The 21,534-nt window shown below is 47.3% G+C and carries 18 protein-coding genes; all 18 read right to left on the minus strand.

What is annotated here, in order from left to right; genetic code table 11:
- Positions 1-34 precede the first annotated feature (34 nt).
- The 18 genes from JJO78_RS11705 to JJO78_RS11790 all read right to left on the minus strand — a co-directional run bounded on the left by JJO78_RS11705 (position 35) and on the right by JJO78_RS11790 (position 21,436).
- Complete coding sequence (locus JJO78_RS11705; RefSeq protein ID WP_273623736.1) at positions 35-1,210, minus strand: DegT/DnrJ/EryC1/StrS family aminotransferase; 1,176 nt, start codon at positions 1,208-1,210, stop codon at positions 35-37.
- Positions 1,211-1,846: a sugar transferase gene (locus JJO78_RS11710; protein WP_273623737.1), complete on the minus strand. Its 636-nt coding sequence runs from the start codon at positions 1,844-1,846 to the stop codon at positions 1,211-1,213. It lies immediately after the preceding gene.
- On the minus strand, positions 1,833-2,690 hold the full coding sequence (locus JJO78_RS11715; RefSeq protein ID WP_273623738.1) for a sulfotransferase family protein: 858 nt from the start codon (positions 2,688-2,690) through the stop codon (positions 1,833-1,835). Before JJO78_RS11715 ends, JJO78_RS11710 begins: the two co-directional genes overlap by 14 nt.
- A gap of 15 nt (positions 2,691-2,705) precedes the next feature.
- Complete coding sequence (locus JJO78_RS11720; RefSeq protein ID WP_273623739.1) at positions 2,706-3,893, minus strand: glycosyltransferase family 4 protein; 1,188 nt, start codon at positions 3,891-3,893, stop codon at positions 2,706-2,708.
- 10 nt (positions 3,894-3,903) lie between these two features.
- Positions 3,904-5,034 (minus strand): non-hydrolyzing UDP-N-acetylglucosamine 2-epimerase, encoded by a 1,131-nt coding sequence (gene wecB / locus JJO78_RS11725; protein ID WP_273623740.1) that lies wholly within the window; start codon positions 5,032-5,034, stop codon positions 3,904-3,906.
- Positions 5,035-5,051: 17 nt separating this feature from the next.
- Entirely contained in the window at positions 5,052-6,173 is a 1,122-nt protein-coding gene (wbjC, locus tag JJO78_RS11730) for a UDP-2-acetamido-2,6-beta-L-arabino-hexul-4-ose reductase (protein ID WP_273623741.1), read from the minus strand.
- Positions 6,174-6,176: 3 nt separating this feature from the next.
- Positions 6,177-7,211: a polysaccharide biosynthesis protein gene (locus tag JJO78_RS11735; RefSeq protein WP_273623742.1), complete on the minus strand. Its 1,035-nt coding sequence runs from the start codon at positions 7,209-7,211 to the stop codon at positions 6,177-6,179.
- 65 nt (positions 7,212-7,276) lie between these two features.
- Positions 7,277-8,707 (minus strand): hypothetical protein, encoded by a 1,431-nt coding sequence (locus tag JJO78_RS11740; RefSeq protein ID WP_273623744.1) that lies wholly within the window; start codon positions 8,705-8,707, stop codon positions 7,277-7,279.
- A gap of 36 nt (positions 8,708-8,743) precedes the next feature.
- Positions 8,744-9,391, minus strand: a complete 648-nt coding sequence (locus JJO78_RS11745) for an HAD family hydrolase (protein WP_273623745.1) — start codon at positions 9,389-9,391, stop codon at positions 8,744-8,746.
- A complete protein-coding gene (locus JJO78_RS11750; RefSeq protein ID WP_273623746.1) occupies positions 9,388-10,128 on the minus strand; it encodes a 3-deoxy-manno-octulosonate cytidylyltransferase in 741 nt (246 codons plus the stop codon). The genes JJO78_RS11745 and JJO78_RS11750 overlap by 4 nt, the downstream gene beginning before the upstream one ends.
- Positions 10,129-10,135: 7 nt before the next feature.
- The gene (locus JJO78_RS11755) at positions 10,136-11,755 is read right to left on the minus strand and encodes an aldolase catalytic domain-containing protein (RefSeq protein ID WP_273623747.1); all 1,620 of its coding nucleotides are present in this window, start codon (positions 11,753-11,755) and stop codon (positions 10,136-10,138) included.
- Between the two features lie 347 nt (positions 11,756-12,102).
- Positions 12,103-13,371, minus strand: a complete 1,269-nt coding sequence (locus JJO78_RS11760; RefSeq protein WP_273623748.1) for an O-antigen polymerase — start codon at positions 13,369-13,371, stop codon at positions 12,103-12,105.
- 672 nt (positions 13,372-14,043) lie between these two features.
- Positions 14,044-15,468 carry a surface carbohydrate biosynthesis protein gene (locus JJO78_RS11765; protein WP_273623749.1) on the minus strand — a complete coding sequence of 475 codons (1,425 nt, stop codon included), beginning with the start codon at positions 15,466-15,468 and terminating at the stop codon, positions 14,044-14,046.
- 38 nt (positions 15,469-15,506) lie between these two features.
- The gene (locus JJO78_RS11770) at positions 15,507-16,664 is read right to left on the minus strand and encodes a polysaccharide pyruvyl transferase family protein (protein WP_273623751.1); all 1,158 of its coding nucleotides are present in this window, start codon (positions 16,662-16,664) and stop codon (positions 15,507-15,509) included.
- Positions 16,661-17,344, minus strand: coding sequence for an acylneuraminate cytidylyltransferase family protein (locus JJO78_RS11775; RefSeq protein WP_273623753.1), 684 nt, complete (start codon positions 17,342-17,344; stop codon positions 16,661-16,663). The genes JJO78_RS11770 and JJO78_RS11775 overlap by 4 nt, the downstream gene beginning before the upstream one ends.
- Positions 17,337-18,470 carry a UDP-N-acetylglucosamine 2-epimerase gene (gene neuC, locus JJO78_RS11780; protein ID WP_273623755.1) on the minus strand — a complete coding sequence of 378 codons (1,134 nt, stop codon included), beginning with the start codon at positions 18,468-18,470 and terminating at the stop codon, positions 17,337-17,339. The genes JJO78_RS11775 and neuC overlap by 8 nt, the downstream gene beginning before the upstream one ends.
- Positions 18,467-19,516, minus strand: coding sequence for an N-acetylneuraminate synthase family protein (locus JJO78_RS11785; RefSeq protein WP_273623757.1), 1,050 nt, complete (start codon positions 19,514-19,516; stop codon positions 18,467-18,469). Before JJO78_RS11785 ends, neuC begins: the two co-directional genes overlap by 4 nt.
- Positions 19,517-19,726: 210 nt before the next feature.
- On the minus strand, positions 19,727-21,436 hold the full coding sequence (locus JJO78_RS11790; RefSeq protein WP_273623759.1) for an ABC transporter ATP-binding protein: 1,710 nt from the start codon (positions 21,434-21,436) through the stop codon (positions 19,727-19,729).
- Positions 21,437-21,534: the final 98 nt, after the last annotated feature.

Raw genomic sequence — 21,534 nt, forward strand, 5'->3', positions numbered from 1 at the left:
TTGCCATCTCTACGCTTTACCAACTTGTCCCTGTTCAAGCGGTTGCCTCCTTCATTACCCGTGCGAGCACATCGCACGTGAGTCTGATTTCTTCGGCAGTCAATGTGGGGTGGTCCAAAAACATCAGGCTGGTATCACCCAGTTCCCTGGCCACCGGCAAGCGCTCCGCTGGAGCCATACCTGCGTCCTGTATCGCCTTCTCAAAATATACTTCCGAGCAGGAGCCGGAAAAACATGGTACGCCAGCACTAACAATCTCTGACATCACCCTGTTTCTATCCCACCCTGGCTTAAGGGTAGTAGGCTCTACAAAAACATAACACTTATAGCCAGCATGGCCGATGTGTTCCGGAACGTCCGGCACTCTCAGCCCTTTGCACTCCCTAGCAGCCTGCCAGATAGCCTCACAGTTAGCCCGACGGCGCTCAGCCCAGTCTGGCATGCGCCGCAACTGAATCCGGCCAATGGCAGCCTGCATCTCCGTCATCCGCCAGTTCGTGCCAAAACTCTCATGCAGCCAGCGAAAGCCCGGAAGGTGTTCCCGCTCGTAGACTGCTTCCCAGCTTTTGCCATGGTCCTTGTAGGCCCACATGCGCGACCACAGTTCCCGATCATTGGTGGTCACCATGCCGCCCTCACCACCGGTGGTCATGATCTTGTCCTGGCAAAAGGACCAGGCTGCTACGTGCCCCAGAGACCCAACCGGTTTGCCCTTGTACGTCGCACCATGGGCCTGGGCACAATCCTCGATCACTGATAAGCCATGGCGGCAAGCCAAGTCATTCAGGCCATCCATGTCACAGGGCCAGCCTGCAAGATGAACCGCAATGACCGCCTTGGTGTTGTCATTAATCAACGACGCAACCGTCTCAGCCGAAATCCCCTGGGAATCCGCATCCACATCCGCGAACACAGGCCAAGCGCCCGCGTTAACAATACACGTTACCGAGGCCAGGAAGGTTCGGGAAGTGACAATTACTTCATCACCGGCGCCAATACCTAACGCCTTCAGGGCAAGATCCAGAGCCACCGTACCGTTAGCCACAGCAATGGCATGGTTGGTGCCGGCAAACTCAGCGAATTCCCGCTCGAACTCACGGCACTCCTTACCTGTCCAGTAATTGACTCGATTGGAGAGCAGTACTTGGGAAACCGCATCGGCCTCTTCCTGAGTATAGGAGGGCCAGGGCGAGAATGGTCCATTTAGCATCTAGTGAAAAACCGTCTGAATAATATATTGAATGTCATTTCGAAGTGACCAGTTGCGGATGTAATCAAGATTCATCTGCACTTTATCAGGCCAGATCACTTTATGGTTGTACGTTTCCGGATCAGCCTGCGTAGCCAAAAGCGCTTCTTCGTTCCGGTACTTCAACGTGGCGGGCCCGGTAATGCCAGGCCGAATCGACAGCATTGCCCGCTCTTCACCCTGCAACTTGTCGGCGAAGCCGGGAACATCCGGCCTTGGGCCGACAAAACTCATATCGCCCAACAACACATTCCAGAGCTGGGGTAGCTCATCAATTTTGGTGCGACGAAAGAACGCTCCGAGGGGAGTGATACGGGGATCCCCCCGCCGGGTCACTGTCGTCTCAAACGACGCAATCGGACGCATAGTTTTCATTTTCACTACCCGGAAAATTTTACCATGGCGCCCCACCCGCTTCTGGATGAAAAAACCATTGGAGCGGGTATCGATACTGGCGGCCATCCAGGCCAGGAGAATGAGCCACCAGGCCGCCAAAAGCCCCAGCACTGCAAAAAAAAGATCGAACGCTCTTTTCTGCAACGCTTGAACGGTTCCGAGGCCTGCCGTACCGCAGGACAGCGAGTCAGAGGTAGTCATAACGCTTCAGCGTCTCCCCTACCAGCTCCTCCAGATTTGCCACCTGTTGCTCACCGAGAGCCTTACGGCCTTTCCCCAGGCTACGCGGTGAAACGCCCTCCACCGCCGTAGCGATTTTCTCAGGCTCGACCTCTTTACCGATAAACTCAAGAATGCGGCTGAGCTCTTCCACCGGCTGGCGAACAAAATCTTCATAGCGCACACGAACGACCTTATCGGCCGGCATGTCGGAAAACGCCTTTTCCGCGTTATCCACGCAACGTTGCCATTGCAGTGCGCACACCTCGTTCAAGGTGTGGTTTTGCAGAACACTCTGCATGCCATCCAGAGCCGGTCCCCAGAAGGCAAGGCGCTTTTCACGCGATATAAACCGATACACCCGCGCCCAGAAATAACGCAAGCCGTAATATGGCAGGTCCGTTTTGGGAACAAAGCGCACCTTTTCCAGAATGTAGGGAATATCCAGTTTTGCCGTCCATCGCTCTTTCGCCGAACCGGTGGCATCAATGCCGTCACGGTAGATGAAGATGTACTTTGCATCGGGCAAAACCGCATCCACAAAAGGCACACGAAGCGAGTTTGCGCAGGTTTTCTCTACGACAACCTCGGCATTGTATTGTTGCCGTATATCGCTGAAGCGCTGTCGAATATAATTCTTTATCGCTGGGGTCGCCCTTTTTTCAGGGATTTCATCGGATGGATAGCGCACATTGCCATGGCGCCAAATGTAGTTGATCTCGTCACAAGGCCAGGTGCAAATGCTGTCAAACGACGTGAGCACATCGCGCAGCATATTGGTGCCCGAACGGGGGGCGCCCACAATAATTACGTCCGTATTACTCATTCAAACTTCCGAATTTCATTGAAGAAGAGAAGACCACCTGGCCAGGACGACATCCGTCGCAAAAGCCCGGGCTGAGAATTCAAGCGCCTTTTGCCTCAACGAGCCCAGACCCTCAGGATCATCGGCAAGAGACGAAATCGCAGTAGCAAGGGCATCGACATCCCCGCCCGGAACAGCCACCCCCGCGCTATTGCCAGTCACATCCCGCGCCAGGCCACTGTCGACTTCAACCGCCACCAACACCGGGCAGCCATGCTCCAGATAGGTCATGGTCTTACTGGGGTATGCGTACCGGTAGAGCTCCGGCACAAGGCTGACAAAGCCGGCACTTGCCCTCGCCATGGCGGCTTTGGCCACCTCCACGGATTGATGGCCCACGAAGGATACCTGGGCGCCGCTTTCTTCCGCCTTGCGGCACAGGCGCTCTTTCTCCGTGCCATCGCCCATCATGACCAGCCGGATATCCTGCCGGTCGCGCAGCCTGGCCATGGCATCCACCAAAGCATCCAGGCCCTGGAAACGGCCAATATTGCCGGCAAACAGCAGCACAAACGGCTCATTCGGCCAGGAGAAAGGCAGTTCATCAGGCTCAGCCCCCTCCGATGGCAGGCTGAAGTTATTGATAACAGTGGTTTCCGGCGGTTTTTCGGGCCTGCGGGCGATTAACGATTCGGCCATATCGTCCGACAGCACCACAACCGGTCGCGCCTGTGTGCAGGTCCACCTGTCCAAGCGGGACAAAAGCGAAAACACCCGGGGGTTCCTGAACTCCCCGGAAATATGGCCAATTTCCGGGTGAATGTCCATGCAGTGATAGATAAACCGCGCGCTAGTCACCTTCGCCGCCATCGCCACGAACCAGCCCGCCAGAACAGGCGGTGAAGTCGACACCATGATGACGTCATACCGTTTTCGGACGACGGCATGCCAGAACACCCCCAGGCCCAGGACCAGTGAGTTCACAATACGCACCAAGGGCCTTCCCGCCTCCGGCGGCAGATTGAGACGAACCACGTTCGCGCCATCCACGCGCTCCCGGGCAGGCTGCCGCTGATTATCAACACTCGCCTTGTACGAGGGCTGAGAGGACAACACATCCACCTCGTGCCCATCGCTGACCCACCGGCCCACAATGGCGCGAAGCATTGATGCATACGGGGGCGTATCCGGCCAGTAAAACCGGTGAATTGCCAGAACCTTCAAGGATGCGCCCTCAATACTGTTTCCACACCGTCTGCATCACATAATCCCGGTAACTGTGGATAATGCGAACCACCTTCTCCGCCACATTCGGCATGCTGTAATCTTCCACCAAGCGCATGGAGCGTTCGTCCCTCCTGCCCTGGCCCTCAAGAATGGCCAGCCCCTGCAGCACACGCTCCGTGCTCAGGCCAACCATCATGGTCGCCGTCTCTTCCATGCCTTCGGGGCGCTCGTGGGCTTCGCGGATATTCAAGGCCGGGAAGTTCAGGATGGACGCTTCCTCACTGATGGTGCCGCTGTCAGACAGCACCGCCTTCGCGCTCAACTGCAGCTTGTTGTAATCCTTGAAACCAAGGGGCTTGAGCAGACGCACATTTTTGTGGAATTTCACACCCATCGCATCCACACGCTTCTGGGTACGGGGATGGGTGGAGACAATCACCGGATAGCCGTACTGCTCAGCCACGGCATTCAGGGTTTCTACCAGCGCGGTGAAATTGCGGTCGGAATCCACGTTCTCTTCCCGGTGCGCACTCACCACAAAGAACTCGCCTTCGGTGAGCCCCAGTCGTTCCAGAACATCCGAGGCATCAATGCCACTGCGGAAATGGTTCAGCACCTCGTACATGGGGCTGCCGGTTTTGACTACCCTGTCTGGCAGCAGGCCTTCGCGCAACAGGTAATCACGGGCGATCGAACTGTAGGTGAGATTGATATCGGCGGTGTGATCCACAATGCGCCGGTTGATCTCCTCCGGCACCCGCATATCAAAACAACGGTTGCCCGCTTCCATATGAAATGTAGGAATTCTGCGGCGTTTGGCCGGGATAACCGCCATACAGCTGTTGGTGTCGCCCAGCACCAGCAGGGCTTCTGGCTGAACTTCGGCCAGAAGCCGATCCACCGCGATGATCACATTGCCAATGGTTTCCGCGCCACTGGCACCCGCCGCACTCAGGAAGTGATCCGGCTTGCGGATGCCCAGGTCCTGGAAGAAGATTTCATTCAGCTCGAAATCGTAGTTCTGCCCCGTGTGCACCAGAATGTGCTCACAATACTCATCCAGCTTGGCCATTACCCGTGAGAGCCGGATGATCTCCGGGCGGGTGCCCACCACCGTCATTACTTTCAGTTTTTTCATGGCATTCCCAAATCGGTTCAGGCTTCCGTGCCCACCGGGCACGCGAAGGTATCCGGGTTGTCCCGGTCAAAGATCTCGTTGGCCCAGAGCATGCACACCAGCTCGTCGTCACCCACGTTGGTGATGTCGTGGGTCCAGCCCGGCACGGTTTCCACAATCTCCGGCTTGTGCCCGGCGGTGAACAGCTCGTAGAACTCGCCAGTTAACATATGGCGGAAACGAAAACAGGCCTGGCCTTTGATCACCAGGAACTTCTCGGTTTTGGAGTGGTGATAATGGCCGCCCCGGGTGATACCAGGGTGGGCGGTGAAAAAGGAAAACTGGCCGGCGTCTCGGGTTTTTAGCATCTCCACAAACACGCCGCGATCGTCGCCATGCTGGGGCACTGTGTAGGTGAACCGCTCCGGTGGCAAATAGCTCACATAAGTGGCGTATAAAGCGCGGGTAAGGCCGGTACCTACCTGTTCCGTGATCAGGTTCTCCCGGGTGGCCTTGAAGCGATTAAGTTGGCCCGCCAAGCCACCCACGGAAATCTGGTAAACCGGCTCCACCTCAACAAACGGGCCAGGGTTGCTGTTTTTCCCTTCCAGCAGCGAGAGAAAATGGTTAACCACATCGTCTACGTACACCAGATTAATCACCGCATCCGGATCATTAATCGACACGGGCAAATCCCGGGCGACGTTATGGCAGAAGGTTGCTACCGCAGAGTTGTAATTGGGGCGCGCCCATTTGCCAAACACGTTGGGTAGGCGGTAAATATACACCGGGTTATCGGTGGCTTCATTCAGCGCCAGCAAGGCCCCTTCCGCGGCCCGTTTGCTGGTGCCATAGTCGTTCTCCCGCTCCGCCTGAATGGAGGAACTGTAAATGATCGGAATCTGACGGCCACACTGTTTTACCGCATCGCACAAAGTCTGAGTGAGTCCGGTATTGCCGGTAACAAACTCCGAAGGGTTTTCGGGGCGGTTGATGCCAGCCAGGTGAATAACCCAGTCGACACCGTCAAGCAAACCGGGCAAATCCTGCTCGGTGTGCTGCCGGGTAAACGGAACCACTTCAAAACCGCCTTTTTCGCGCAAATGCATCAGCAGGTTTTTACCAATAAATCCATTCGCGCCGGTAACCAGTACTTTCATGGCTCAATCCTCCGGGTTGAGGTACTCGCCCCTTTCCAGGGCACGAATAAAGTCCAGCTTGCGCAGCAAGGTTTGCATACCCGCAACATCCAGGCGCTCGGTATTGTGGGAGTTATAATCCTCGGTATGGGTGATCTTCTCTTCGCCCTGCTCCACAAACTTGCCGTAGTTCAGGTCCCGCAAATCCGGTGGCACCCGATAATACCCGCCGCGATCTTCCGCACAGGCCATCTCTTCACGGCTGAGCAGCGCTTCAAACAGTTTTTCACCGTGGCGCGTGCCAATCACGTTGATAGGATGCTCCGGTTTGTCCAGGATATCCGTAAGGGACAGTGCCAGCGTTTCAATGGTGGCAGCCGGTGCCTTTTGGACGAACAGATCGCCGTTGTCACCGTGTTCAAAGGCATACAATACCAAGTCTACCGCATCAGCCAGAGTCATCATGAACCGAGTCATGTTCGGGTCCGTGATCGTTAGCGGCTTACCGGCCCGAATCTGATCCACGAATAACGGAATCACAGAACCACGAGACGCCATCACATTGCCGTATCGTGTACCGCAGATCACTGTCTTCTCCGGGTCGACATTACGGGACTTGGCCACCATCACCTTCTCCATCATCGCCTTGGAGATGCCCATGGCATTGATGGGATACACGGCCTTGTCTGTACTGAGACAAACTACTCGTTGAATCTGATTCTGTATCGCCGCCTCCAGGACATTTTCCGTACCGATCACGTTGGTTTTCACCGCCTCCATGGGGTGAAACTCACAGGAGGGCACCTGTTTGAGCGCGGCCGCGTGGAAAATGTAATCGACACCTCGCGTAGCGTTCAGCAGGCTGGTGTAATCGCGCACGTCGCCAATATAGAACTTCAGCTTGGGATCGGCGTAGCGCTTGCGCATGTCATCCTGCTTCTTCTCGTCACGGCTGAAGATCCGGATCTCTTCGATACCGGTGCCCAAGAAGCGGTTCAGTACGGCATTGCCGAAAGACCCTGTGCCACCGGTTATAAGTAAGGTTTTATTGCGGAACACTCTAAGCCCCCGATGTCATAAAGTTTCAAAAACATTACGAGTTTGATCCCTCCGTTCGCCAAACATCAAAGAAACTCTTGAAGCTCATTAAACGTAAAAGCCCTGAGAATACTCTTTGAACACAGAGATGGAAATATTTTCATTACGTAGGTTCTGTCTTTTTCATTAACCAGCAACGCGACAGCTTTCGATCCTCTTTGGGATGCTTCGAGAAGAACGGTTGACTTCCTCGCAAGGCAAACCGTCGAGCATATCGCATCGTTAAAATCATTTACTTGTTCTATTTCCGGAAACCGCTTCCTGTAGTCTCCAGAACTTTCAAGAGGGTGCAGCTTCAGGGAAAATCTTATATTTTTTCCCATTAACTCCTTTACAATTTCATAGTTTATTTCAGGATCACGAGGCTCGGTAAAAAAACAGAGTCTTTCAACTTTTCGCTCGGCTTGCTTTTCAAAATCAGCCCCAAACATCTCATCCGTTACAAGCTCTGAATAAACAAATTTGGTTTCATGATACAAATCGTTTAGGAATTCTGCCGCCTCTGAAGTAAAGCAATAGAAAGTGGTTGCTGCCAAACCGCCAGGAAACCGAAACCCATATTCAAGCCCATGCGGCAAACAGAAGAGACTCTTTTTCTCTCGCTTACAAATCCTTGTCTGAAGCAGTGCGAATCGGTCTTCTTTATCCCCAGTAAAGAAAACTGCACCTGGAGACAAGTAAATTACTTCATTTAAGCATGCTTCATAGACCGATTTATGAGCAATCTTTTTAATATAGCCAGGGAATAATGCCAAAGAACAGGCAGCTCCTAGCATCATATTGCTATCCTTGAAGAATCCCCAAATATCCCTCAATGCGTAGAACGCAGATTTTACTGCTATTTTAAAGATATTCTTACAATTAATGACAGAATATATAGAACACCCTGGAACATCGAGACCACCGTAGTTGTCTACAAGTGTCAGGGCCGATATGGATTTCTCTATTCTAACTCTACTTCTCTGATAAGCAGCCTTAGAGCGTATTAAAAATACAAATTTCCTTTTGGCATCATACTTCAAAGAGCTATCTGATTTTTTTCTTCTAATAAGATAAAAAGGAAGAAAAAATGACAAGAAAAATATGGCAATAACAGAAAATAGAAACCCCACTAGAACACGAGAAAATCTTAGCGCCCGGCTCACAAAAAAAACTTTATGATGAGATATCGACTTTGCTCTTAAAAAAAACACCTTATCTAAAAATTGCGCAAAAAAACTAGAGCGTGAGCAATCACTCGACCTTAATAGCTCACATAGTTCCATTAATCTCACATAATGATAAAGAAAAATTTCATTTGAATAGTCAGAAAACCCAATAAAATGATGATCGTTCAGTCGGTCTACAAAATCCTCAGTATAACAACTATCCGGAGAAATATTTTCAGATTCATCATTAGCCTGAACATTTTTAAGGCCCGAACGAGTAAGATGCAAGCATGTAAATTTATCAGACAAAACAGCACCAAACGATAAAGAGAACTAACCTTGACTTCATGTCAGATCACGCAAACTGGCGGCAACCTCAATCTTCTGGTTTTCACAATATGAGTTCCATTCACTAAACTCTGTCCACTGCCTGACAAAAACAAAGTCCAGTCCGGCATTAACGGAAGCCACATGATCGTATCGGCTATCCCCAATAAATAGGCCTGGCCTAATAATTTTCCCCACCTGCAACTCACGCGACAATATTTCATCCTTGGTGTCCGGGCTGCCAAAAATACCGCCGTCGAACAAATGGTCTAATTCTCTTTCGGAAAATACCTCGCGCAGTTCGGCTTGATCACCACCAGAAACAATAAACCATCGAGTCGACGGAGTCCGTTCACGCAAGGCAATCAATCCCGAGTCCGCCTCGCAGGAAATAAGACCTTCACGAACTTTACTCCCATAAACCTCAAGCAGCTCATCAAGGCTCGGTCCATCAGCACCCTGGGGAACAATCCGGCTTAAAAAGTGTGCGAATTTCTGATAGCGTGAGACTCCACCATTGGCCACATGGTGATCAACCAGCGCCATTGCCGCTGCCTCACCGTAGGGCAAGGCAGCTTCATAAAAAGCCCTGGTTTTTACCCTGTTGGAATTAAGTACAACCCCGTCGCAATCAAAAATCAGACTCTTGTAGCGTTCAATATTCACAAGCCATGCTTCCGCTTCAGCGCCATTTCAACGCCAGCCACATCCTCCGGGACATCAACAGCGAGACTCCCGGGCTGTGTTTCAATCATGAGAACGCGCTTGCCCAATTCCAGGAAACGCAGTATTTCAATATCCTCACAGCGTTCGAGCTCGCTTTTTCGTCCGAACTGACGAAACGCATTAAGTTCCTCACCGGTAAATGCATAGATGCATACCTGCTTTTTATACCGCTCTGGTGCATTTTTGGGATCTTTGTAACCAGGTAGGGCAACACGAGACATATAAACCAACTCATCGCGCTCATTGGTGATGACTTTGGGAATATTAACGTTATCAGGATTCTCCTGATCAGAGACCCAGCTGTACCCGTTTACCACCACATCCATGCTGCCGGCCTTGGCATCCCCTATATTGAGAATATCTGCCGGATTGACCAGTGGTTCGTCACCCTGGACGTTTATGAAGATATCCGCCTCGATCTGTTCTGCTGCTTCAGCGAGCCGGTCCGTCCCCGTCAACGCACTCGTGCTCGTCATCACTGGCTGGAACCCCGCCGAGCGAACAACCTCCGCTATACGAGGATCCTCCGTGGCAATATAAACATTCTCAGCACCGATAGCTTTGGCAGAAAGCTCCGCTACCCACAGAATCATCGGTTTTCCCAGCAGTGGCACCAGAGGCTTGCCAGGATAACGACTGGAAGCATACCGGGCAGGGATAATAACAGCTCTTCTCATTTGGTCCTCACAATGCGTAAATCGATTGAACAGGGAGTGAATACCGGGTCGGCGTAACTGCGACCAAAGGCACTGCCTCCGGACTGGACTGATAAAGTGATAACAGGTTTTGCATCTCCTGACTTCTCGGGTCATCTGCACCATAACCGTCAAAGCCGGACATCAGTACCCGTTCCGCCCTCCCGCTTGTGACAATCGCCAGCGCATAGGCTATAACCAACGAAGTTGGTACAGAGCAGTAATATTGACCAAACTCAAACCTTTCCGGCTCAACTTTCAAACCAAAATCCAGAGTCTGCTTGCTGGACAGTGAAACTTTAACATCTTCCGGCAACATTGAAGCGGGGGTTATCAACGGCTGCGGAAGCCGGGTATGGGTCTCACAATCAGCCAGTAGACGAACCGGATGGCAGGCTACACGAACATCAATCAGATCCGCAGATATGGAAGACTGCGTGTTAAGAGCAACAACCAGCGGCCTTTTTCGGCGGATATAGGACTCAATCGCTCCCCGATGATCCATTACGCCTGGGCCGGAACCCAGCAGCAAAACTTCACGCCCCTTCATCATGGGTGCCGGGTCCCAACTACCTGCCGGCTCACCCTGATAAAAGTGTCGGGCTGCATCAAGCGTGTTCAGGTTGAACTTCTTCCCCCCTTCAACTCTAAGGTGCTCGATGACCGCAAGGATATCCTCCTCGTCGTACCTGGAGTCGTTCAGCATTTCTTGAACGTAGGTGGGATGAATGGAATATTTTCCTGCAAGATAGTAATAGCTGTTTGTTCCCCAGCCAAAAAGTTCCTGCATAGGCTTAAAGTGCTCGCGTATAAGCCGCATCAAGGGAACCATATTAACCGCCCCCGAGCGGCGCTCCCCCATCTCTATCATCATTTCTTCTGTTCTGGCGTTGCCAGGCCCTCGCCCCATACCGGTCACAGTAGAATCAACCCAGGTAACACCCTCTTCCAGCGCGCGTAAAGAGTTCTGGAGCGCCAGCCCCATATTGTCATGTGTATGAATGCCCAGCGGCCCCGGCCATGCTTGCCTTATCCATCCAATAATCTGAGCTGCCTGATCAGGCTCCATGCCCCCCATGGAATCCGCAAAATACAAAACATCCACCGGATAGTTCGTAGCCTCTTTTGCCAGCCCAACGACTTCCGATTCGCTCTTGTCGGCTACTTGCATTAGGTTAAAGCCTACCGAAAAACCGCGATCTTTGAGCCAAGTTGCTGCAGGCAACGCGGCACGGAACTCATGAGCATGACATGCAATACGGACCAGACTAAAACATGTCTTATCCGCAGGACGGGGAAATAAAGCATGCAGAGTCGCGTCCAGACACTCTGACGTAGCAAGCTCACTACCATTAACCATCACCCCGACAGTCAATGAAGTGGGGATAGACAGACACTCGAGAAATTCATCAGTCGTGTAGGCGCAGGCCCCTCTGAAACCCTCCAATTTCAACGAACGAAACCCGAGCTCAACAATATCGACTGCGGCTGAACTCATAGCATCCATATAATCCTGAATTAGTCGAACATCAAAATCCCACGAATTATAGTAGCCGCCGTCTCGAAGTGTACAATCAAGAAAAACTAGATTATTTGAGGCATTCATCATTGAACTTTAGCTCATGGTGGAAAAGTTTTAGATCATTTTGACTAGGTGATCAGAAAACTGCTACTGCTACTGCTACTGCTACTGCTACTGCTACTGCTACTGCTACTGCTACTGCTACTGCTACTGCTACTGCTACTCTTAACGAAGTATTAAACAATATTATCGGAGATTATACTACCAACCTAATAAAACTCACATTATATAACCTTTAACCTAAAAACATCAAAATAAGCAATATAAATAACAGTTACCAGATATGGTCCTCGAAAATCATTTTCTGAGAACTAAAATATTAACCTTCTGGAACTGCAACTATCGAAAAAGGTGTCTATGATATTTGTATCAGATCAATACTTCGGCACATTTAACTTAACAAAAAAGTTAGATAAAATGTAAATCATGATCGCATAAAATGCCCCAATCGCATACATCGTATTACCAAGATAATTATTAGTGAAAAACATCAAAGGTTGGCTCGAGAAAACAATTAAAATCAAAATACCACTTACTCTCATCTCAAATCGACCTGGAGCGAGAAACCTAAAAAACAAGTAAAATAAACAAACATAATAGATCGCACCTATGTATGAGAATTCATAAACGAGAGTAGCAACCAAACCGATAAACTTAGTTGAATACTGCCCCAGGGTCTCCTGTCGAAGATCTCCATAATCCACAGTGTCAAATCCAATCATACCAGTTACTATATCGAAAACGGTAAAAGTAGACTTCCCAAACCAAATATGATTCAAGGAGAAATCTTCCAAAGCACCGATACTATTAACTATCCATTGAGACGCATAATTCAAAATTGAGTACAAGATGGGGCTCGATACAAAGGAGTTTCCAGGTATCGTCGAAAAACTAGACCCAGAGAATCTAGAGGTTGTAATGAGAGCAAATATCGCGACGATCCCGGTAAAAAACAAACCAGCGATCAAATTTACCTTTCTTTTTACTTTATCAGGTATACCACCATAGCATGCACAATAAATAAGGAAGTACAGTAAAAAATAGTGAACGATTGAAGAGCGCGAAAGACTATGAAGCCCAACTAGCGGTATATTCAAGGAAAAGATGAAGAAAACCAGGCTCAGAAAAACTCTCCCTCGAAAGATAAAGTAGAAATGCAATGCGAGAGAAAAGTACGCAAGAGGCGAAAAACCATAGCTTAAAAAAACAAGACGAGGGTCAGCCCAAACCCTAATCATCTCAGCCGCCCCTCCCTGATTTTTAAAGGCGGTTATATCAATATTCCCCCCAAGGACATAAGAAATAGAACTGTACACGATTAAAATATTTGTTGCTGTTACAATCGTTAACATCAAGGATAAAGAAAATAAAAACCATTTCTGGGTGACGATGGAGTAATCTTCTTTAATCCAAAAAATTTTTTTACCTCGAAAAGTACAACAAAATGCTAACAAAATTAATGCTATAAAAATAAAGTTAATGACCAGCGAAAACCCTACGTCCGTAGGGAAATTTCCAACTAAGATTCCAGAAATATAAGTAAATGCAATTAAAGCGGAGATATAGGCCGAAACAGGACTCCTTTTGAGAGCCGCAAATGAAAAAAATAAAAATATGAATGCTGCTACAAGGTTAAAACCCATTAGATTACTCTGTAGTCTACTGTTCTAATAAACAAAGGAGTTAACAATTAATTACCTGCGAACCACAATGGTAAACCTGGACCGAACAGAGTATTTCGAATTTCACCATTTACCAAAACAACAAGTCCTTGATTGTGTCGCAGAGGGATGATTGCGGCTCTATAGAAACAGACAGTTCATTAAGGCTCCAAGAGACAGAGCTCCGATATCCACACGCTTAATGTTGGTCTCTATTGAAACGCATGACACCAGATGCTGTACAAACTATCTATTATCGCAAGATACTTACTCAACTTTTTTGCTAGTGCGTAGTTCCAGCTCAATGGAGCGATCGCCTCTCAATGACGTTTATTACCAATTCGAGACGCTAGACCGACATACCAGCACTGAAATTTCGCACTGATATAGAGTGGACACCTTAATCTTGAGCGTGACGCCATAACGGCATTTTTGCTGGAAAGTAGATAGCCCTAGGACACTCAAGCTCGCCTTAATAGTCAAACTTTTATCCAGCACTGGGCTAGCAGCATCATGGTTACACTCGAAAGAGAACGAGTTTCCCTTTCGAGTAATCTTGCAACTTTCAGGCTTTAACCCTGACGTCAGGAATGATTGAATCAATATAAACTATACGATTCGCTCAGTAAATATAGAACTACAAAGCGCAATGTCCTAACTATACAAATTCCGTTTTGGTGTTACCCAAATATTTCGCCCTTTTCTCCAGATTTTGACATCGTTGGTAGATACATTTTTAAGAAAGCGCTGTAACTCCGTATCACTATAATAATAAAACTTAGAGTCACCTTTTTTCAGTGCAGCAGCATTTACTACTAAATCTCTAAACGTTCTAAGTTTATTTTTAATATACCTTATGAACTGAAACCTCGATCGAATTGGCAAAATGGGTAGATGCGATGTTTCGAGACGGGCCCCACAAAATTCATCTATCATCTGAACAATTCGCTCAAATGCGAATGAATTACCCATAACGTTAGCCAAATATGGAGCAGCGTTATGAAGTGAATCATTTGACTGGCTTTGACCCGACAACGCTGACTGTAATGAGTCGTAAAGTGACTCGTAATCACAACAAAGAAGGCCCACGTTGCTAACACCTTCAACGCTGAATGGTGCGTATTTCTCAATATTCATACAGGGGCGAAAATTAATGGTGGGTCTGCCCGCTATTTCCGCTTCCACACCCGTGGTGCACTCTGAATGTATTACAACCTCCGAGGCCCTTATAAACGGTCGAACGTCACCACTTTTATCTACAAAAACATTATTAAAATGAGCGAATGAATCCGAATAGAATGACTGGCGTTCTGCTGGGTGCGGACGAATTACAAAATTGACGTCAGGGAAGTCTTGTACGAGTTTTGCTAAAGTAGGAACGAAACTCGTGAATTCATAGGATATCTTCTCCCAGGCGCTGAACATTGTTTCAAATATTTCTTCCTTACTGAATTTCTTGAGAGCACCCCCCTCCACCCTAATATCAAAGCTACGTTTACTTAAAGTAGTTGGCTCATCAGGCACTCTATTTACAGCACCAAAGCGGGTACAAACCAGTACAAATTTACCATAACGCTCTTTTATACTTTTTACATATTCAGAATCAATATGAGAAAAGCCAGACTTTAACAGGTCGAACCTGGGTGAACCGGTAACATGAAGCTTAGAATAGTTCTTATGGTTCTCAAAGACTCTTCTCTGCTTTTCTCCCCAGAAAAATACGTTATGAATGGCACTTGAGCCAAACAATTCATCCGGATATATTTTCTTTACGGCCTCGTCATACTCTCCCCTAAAGTAAAACCCACCCTCGTCGTGCAAGTAGAACATTTTAGTTCCGTTAACTTCCATCCTTTTCAGATATCGAATATCTGATTTGGTGCGACCTGTTACACTATTAAGTCGACCAAGGAAAACACAATTTCTAGAATTCTCATGTAAATACTCTATCTCCGTTTTTGAGCCTATAATATTAGTAAACCCCTTTTCTGCAAGCTTTATCGCTACGAAAAGCCGCCACTCTAACTCGCGACGCGGAGAATCAATCGAATGAAAAACTATTTTTTTTTGCTTAGACACTGAGAACCTATTTTAAACGAGTTAAAAATTCCAAAACTTTATATAGATGACTGACCAATCCCCAAAGACCGAACAGCACTGACGATGGAATGCCGACCTTCGTTCTTGATAACATCAAGCGATGGAGTCCATGCTTGGCCGTCTAGTAACGTATCATCAAATATATTTCTAATCTTCCCACACAACTCGGATGAAAAACATCCGTCGGCGAAAACGTAATTTTTATTCATTCCAATGCTATCATACATATGTTTTACTCGATCAAGTGCGACCAGTCCAAGCGCGGTACAACCTAGTGCTATCGGTATTATATTGGCATGGAACCGCATTCCAATCGTCAATCGAGCATTCTGATAAATGGATGCAGCTGCAATAGCTCCTTGGTCAAATTGCAAACACGAAGCAATCGAGATTCTAGTCCTAATAGTGTAATCATCTAATCGCGCCAACAAGCTTGATATTGCTTCAAGGTCACTGTAAATATGCGGTACAAAAACCACATTCAAACCACGCTCTTCACAAATATATGAGACAACTTTCGCCAGCTCATCATTATAGAGGCCGATGTCAATTTCGCCGCTCACCTCACTATTCATTAATAGCTGATCGGAAGTGATATTGACTGCAACATAGTCCTTTAGAAATGGGAGTTCGTTCTCGTATTTACCATTAATAAAAAAAGCATTATCAAGCCCTTGCATTAAGCCTAATGAATACTTATCGCCAATATTTCTTCTGACATTCTCAAGTGAGCCATCGTTACGTAAAATGATTCTAATCAATGGATTTAATGCACAGGCGTCCAAAAATCGTTTGAATTTATCAATATTGCCACGGGGAACTGTCCGGTGAGGAATACAACCGACGCTGCAAATTAAAACAGGGACGTCAATGTGCGATATGATTGTAGGAGAGATATCGATAGTGGTACCACTCTCGCTTCCTTCAACCCAATAATCGAGAAACCCACCACCACCAATAATGCATAGATCGAAATTTTTCAATCTTGAAAGAAAAGACTCATCAAAATGTTGCTTATCGTTTCCAGTATAGTTCTTATAAAATTTTCGAATCTCCAGTCTTTCAACTTGATAGTTTGGGAGAATGTCATCGAATATTGACATAAGTCCAATATGGCTCATATTGTCGCCAATATTACCAACAAAAGAAGCAATGTGGAGAATTCTTAGGCTCATAAATTCTCCTCAATCAAAAATTCCGCATACTTCCAATCTTCAAGCGTATCAATATCAAGATTTATTAAACCATCCGTCACATAGGCCATTGCCGTTGGGCCATTAAAGCTCTTCTCAGCTTTTAGTTTCGCTACCTCAGCAACATATAGTGCACCATTATGTACGTACACAGGAGGCATGTCTTGCCTTCTTAACTGCTCCTTTTGTGGCTGAAAAGATCTTAGATATCCGTTATGTATTTCATAAATAAACATAGGATGTGTTTTTAATTTAGATACTGAAACCATTATCTCGGAGTTACTGGTAATCGCAGATTCTAGTATTCCATCTATATCAGAGGTTTTTCGAAGGGGGGACGTTGGCTGAAGCAGAATCAAGTAATCATACGACGGCGACAGAACTTCTATTGCATGAAGAATCGCCTCCATGCTACTAGATTCATCTTGGGCGAAACAGCTTGGTCTTTGGATTGTTTCACACCCCAAACCGCGGGATACACTAAGTATCTCTTCACTATCAGACGTTACAACGAGTCGATCAATAAAAACCGAATCTCTTGCTGACTCAATTGTCCATTGGATCAACGGTTTGCCCGCTAACTCCTTCACATTCTTGCGTGGGATACCCTTTGACCCGCCCCTCGCTGTAATAAGCCCTAGAATCGATTTTCCTTTAAACATGTACAAATTCCAAGTCCCGGAAATGTTTCTGATTTGGTCTTTGCCACAGATCACATTTCAGCACATCGACAAACAAGTCCGCGCTTCGTCCGTCGCCATAGTGGTTTGTTCTCTTAAATGGTGCAGACAAGACGGCATTCCTAATCGTGTCGACTATAGAATCGACACAAAACTCAGTATTAAATATCGATTCATGCTGCATACGTTTATGCTGACGATTGCCAATATTTATGGTCGGAACACCATAAATAGGTGCTTCGTGAATCCCAGCACTCGAATTCCCAACGATGTAATCGGCATTTTTCAGCAGTGTTAGAAAGTGTTCAAATCTTAGGGAAGGAAACATCCTGAATTTTTGGTTTTCTTTAATGACTTGATATGCCTCAAAAATAAAAGCAGACCCTTGATCATTATTTGGATATATGACTATATAGCGGTCTCCGGTTTTATCCAGTGCTTGAACGAATTGATCGGCATGATACCTTTGCGAGGCTAAGTCTGTTGTAACTGGATGTAATATAGCGATGGCATAAGATTCAAAAGGTATTTCGTAACGAGATAGACTATCATTTAATTTTGGTAGATTCTTCGACAACATAACGTCTACATCGGGGGAGCCAATAACTGCAATAGAGTCCGAGTCTTCTCCAAGCTGGATTAGTCTCTTCTTAGCAACGTCACTTGCAACGAAATGGAAATGAGACAACTTAGAAATTGCATGACGCATCAATTCGTCTACAGTTCCAGAAACTTCCCCGCCTTCTACATGGGCAACAAGAACATTTCTCAATGCCCCTACAGTTGCACCGGCCAGTGCTTCAACTCTATCACCATGAACGACAATGAGATCAACTTTATTTTCATGTAAATATCGGCTGATACCCGTAATTGTATTTGCGAGCACAACCTCCATGTCTTCTCCCTCAACCTGATTCATATACTGGAAGACGTTGGAAAAGCCTGATTTATAGATTTCGTTTATCGTAGACCCGTACTTAGAAAGCAAATGCATTCCAGTCGCGAAAATGCCATATTTTAAGTTTTTCTCTTCCCTAACTCTTTCAATCAAGGGCTTAAGTTTTCCGAAATCTGCTCTTGTACCGGAAACGAAGAGAATATTCTTCATCTTTCGATATCCTTCCATTCAAGATGCTCATCACTAGAAACTGCCCTTTTAACTCGTTTGCCAATTAGGTCGTAATATTTCTCCGCGGGAATTTCTCCCTTCCCTGGGCGTTTCACCCAAATATTATCTTCTGTTAGTACTCCGCCTTTTTCTATAGGCTTTGTTGCCACTACGGTAGCGAAAGCAAAATCTATTGTAACTCTTTCCTCTTCTGCCGCCTCTTTTATTCCACCGCGCATCTCCCAAATCATCTGACTTCCAACGATCAAATCTCGTGCAGCATGTTCATCCATTGAGTTAACTATATCGGGCCCCTCGCGGTCCATTCGATCCGTGAAATGTCTCTCAAGAACCGATGCGCCCAGCGCGACTGCTGCGAAACAGGCGTGATTTGTTATTGTATGGTCGGATAGGCCAACCACCAAATCAGGGAATTCATTTTTCATCTGTTTGAAAGCGCCCAATCTAACAAGATGGGGGGGCGTTGGATATAGGTTTGTAGTATGTAATATAGCCAAGGGTATATTATGACTTTTAAAAATTTCCACAGCCTTTCTTATACTTAAGAGATCGTTCATTCCGGTGCTCAATATGACCGGCTTACCCATTTTCGCAACATGCATTAGTAGCGGATAGTTATTACATTCCCCTGATCCAATCTTGAAAGCTTCAACGCCCATCCGATTTAAACGATTCGCTGCTTCCCGCGAGAACGGAGTACTAATGAAAATCATACCCTTCGATTCGACATAGTTTTTGAGCGCGACTTCTTCCGCTTCGGAAAGGCTGCACCGTTCCATTATTTCGTATATTGAAACATCAGAATTCCCAGGAATCACCTTCTTCGCTTCCGCGCTCATTTCATCTTCAACGACATGGGTTTGATGCTTAACCACTTCTATACCAGCCCGCTTAGCCGCATCTACCATTTCCTTCGCGGTGTCTAAAGATCCTTCATGGTTGATTCCAATTTCCGCAACAACGAGCGGAGGAAAATCTACACCAACATCTCGGCCAGCTATCTTAAAACTCGGATTATCAACCACTTGAAACCTCCATAAATAATATTAGATTGTAAGCTTAGATACTAGCTTGCTCTCTGTAGTGGATTCTTTAAGATGCGAGTGCCAGTTGAACCTCGTAACTCGAAGCGTGGCTGACGCTAAGCGTATTACACGGGACAATCGCAGTAAAAACCGGAAACTTTAATGAACACACAGTTTGGTTTTTAAGCTATAAATCACTACGTATTTGTTTCAGTTGTGTTCGGCCATACGTTGGAAGATCGCATTTCGTGAAGCTAGCTCGTTGTATGTTCCCTGATCGGTTACTTTACCTTTTTCCAGTAGATAAATAACGTCACACTGGCGCACGGTTGCAAGTCGGTGAGCGATCATGATGATGGTCTTCTTACCTGAAAAATCATGAATGGCATCCATGATAAGCCTTTCAGTAATACCATCAAGTGCGCTTGTGGCCTCATCTAGAACAAGTACATCTGCATCGTTGTAGAGGGCTCTGGCTATACCAATACGTTGTTTTTGGCCGCCTGACAGTTGAACACCCCGCTCCCCTACTCTGGTGTCTAAGCCATTAGGTAGTTCTGCGAGCAACTCACCCAGATGGGACATGGTGGCAGCATGGTCAACCTTCTCTTCATCAACAGCTTCTGGCGGTAGCCCGAAGGCGATATTCTCACGAATTGAACTGTCAGCCAGGAAAATCGATTGTGGTACAAAGCCGACGGAATTTTGCCAGGCTCGTATGTTGTCCTTCGTTAATGGTTCACCATCGATTAGCAGGTTACCCTGTTGCGGTTCGATAAGACCAAGTAATATATCAATTGCCGTTGATTTTCCGGAGCCGGAAGCACCAACGAGGCCAATTGTCCGGTTGCTCGGAATATTGATATTCAAGTCTTTTAGGGCGGGTTCGGTTATGCCTGGATAAGTGAATATCACGTCTTTAATCTGGACTTCCTTTCTCGGCGTGATTCTCTCGGCAGTTGGATGGTGTGCCTTCGCAGCTTCTAAACTGCTTGCTCGTAGGTCATCCCGCACGGTATCGAAAGCGGAGAGGTTGCCACGAATATTTGAAAGACTGGTGTAAATTTTCTGGAATGCAGGCAAAAGTTTGAAACCAGCTAGCGCATAGACTGAAAGTACAGGTAGGATAGTGCCAAGATTACCTTCGTGTACCGCTAGCAAATACAGTACCAAAAAGATAACACTACCAAACGCCACCAATTCCATTGCATAACGAGGAGCCTGGGCTAGGGCCAGATTGGCGCCTTGGGCTGCTGCAAATTTTTCGCATTCTACTTGAAATCGGTCAGTAAAAATTTTTTGGCGACCCAAAAGCAGCGCATCCTTGATGCCACCGAAGCCCTCACCCATAAGTTTGAATCGCATTTGCTGTGCATCACTTATGTGGCGTCCGTTACGGACCAAACGGCGACGAACCGTTTTATAGAGCAGCATATAGGAACTGGAGAATATAACGATGCCTGAAAGCGCTACTAACGGGTTGTATAAAAATATGGCTAACGCCATAAATAATGCCATTACCAGTTTTGCGTTCATTTGCATCAGAGGATTAATTATCTGCGTAGTTATTCTTTGTGTTTCCTGAGAAATGCGATTGGTAAGCTGACTGCTGCTACCACTGGCGTGGAATAACCAAGGCTGATACATATAATGGCGGAAAAGGCGGTTGCCCAACTCAGCCCCCACCTGGGCGCCGTATATGGAGAGGCGCCAAGTGGTGAACATGGAAATGCATGCTGCTGCAGTAAGAATCGTTAGGACACCGATGCCTAGCCAGAACAGGAAGTCGCGAGGGCTCTCCAGGCCCGTAGCCTGAAAAAGGTCGGCTAAAGCGCCGTCGCCTTCCAACTGAGAAATGTCACCGACCAACGCCATGAATGGCCCGATGGCGACTACACCAGCGATTTCGGCGAAAGACATAAGTACGACCAGGATTTGTAGACGTAGGAGCTTTTTTCGTTGGTCGATTGTTAGTAAGGAGTAGAGCTCTTTTAGTTGGCTGAACATTGGTGCCTATG

The sequence above is a fragment of the Marinobacter sp. DS40M6 genome, assembly GCF_028581595.1.
GTDB classification, from domain to species: Bacteria; Pseudomonadota; Gammaproteobacteria; order Pseudomonadales; family Oleiphilaceae; genus Marinobacter; species Marinobacter salarius.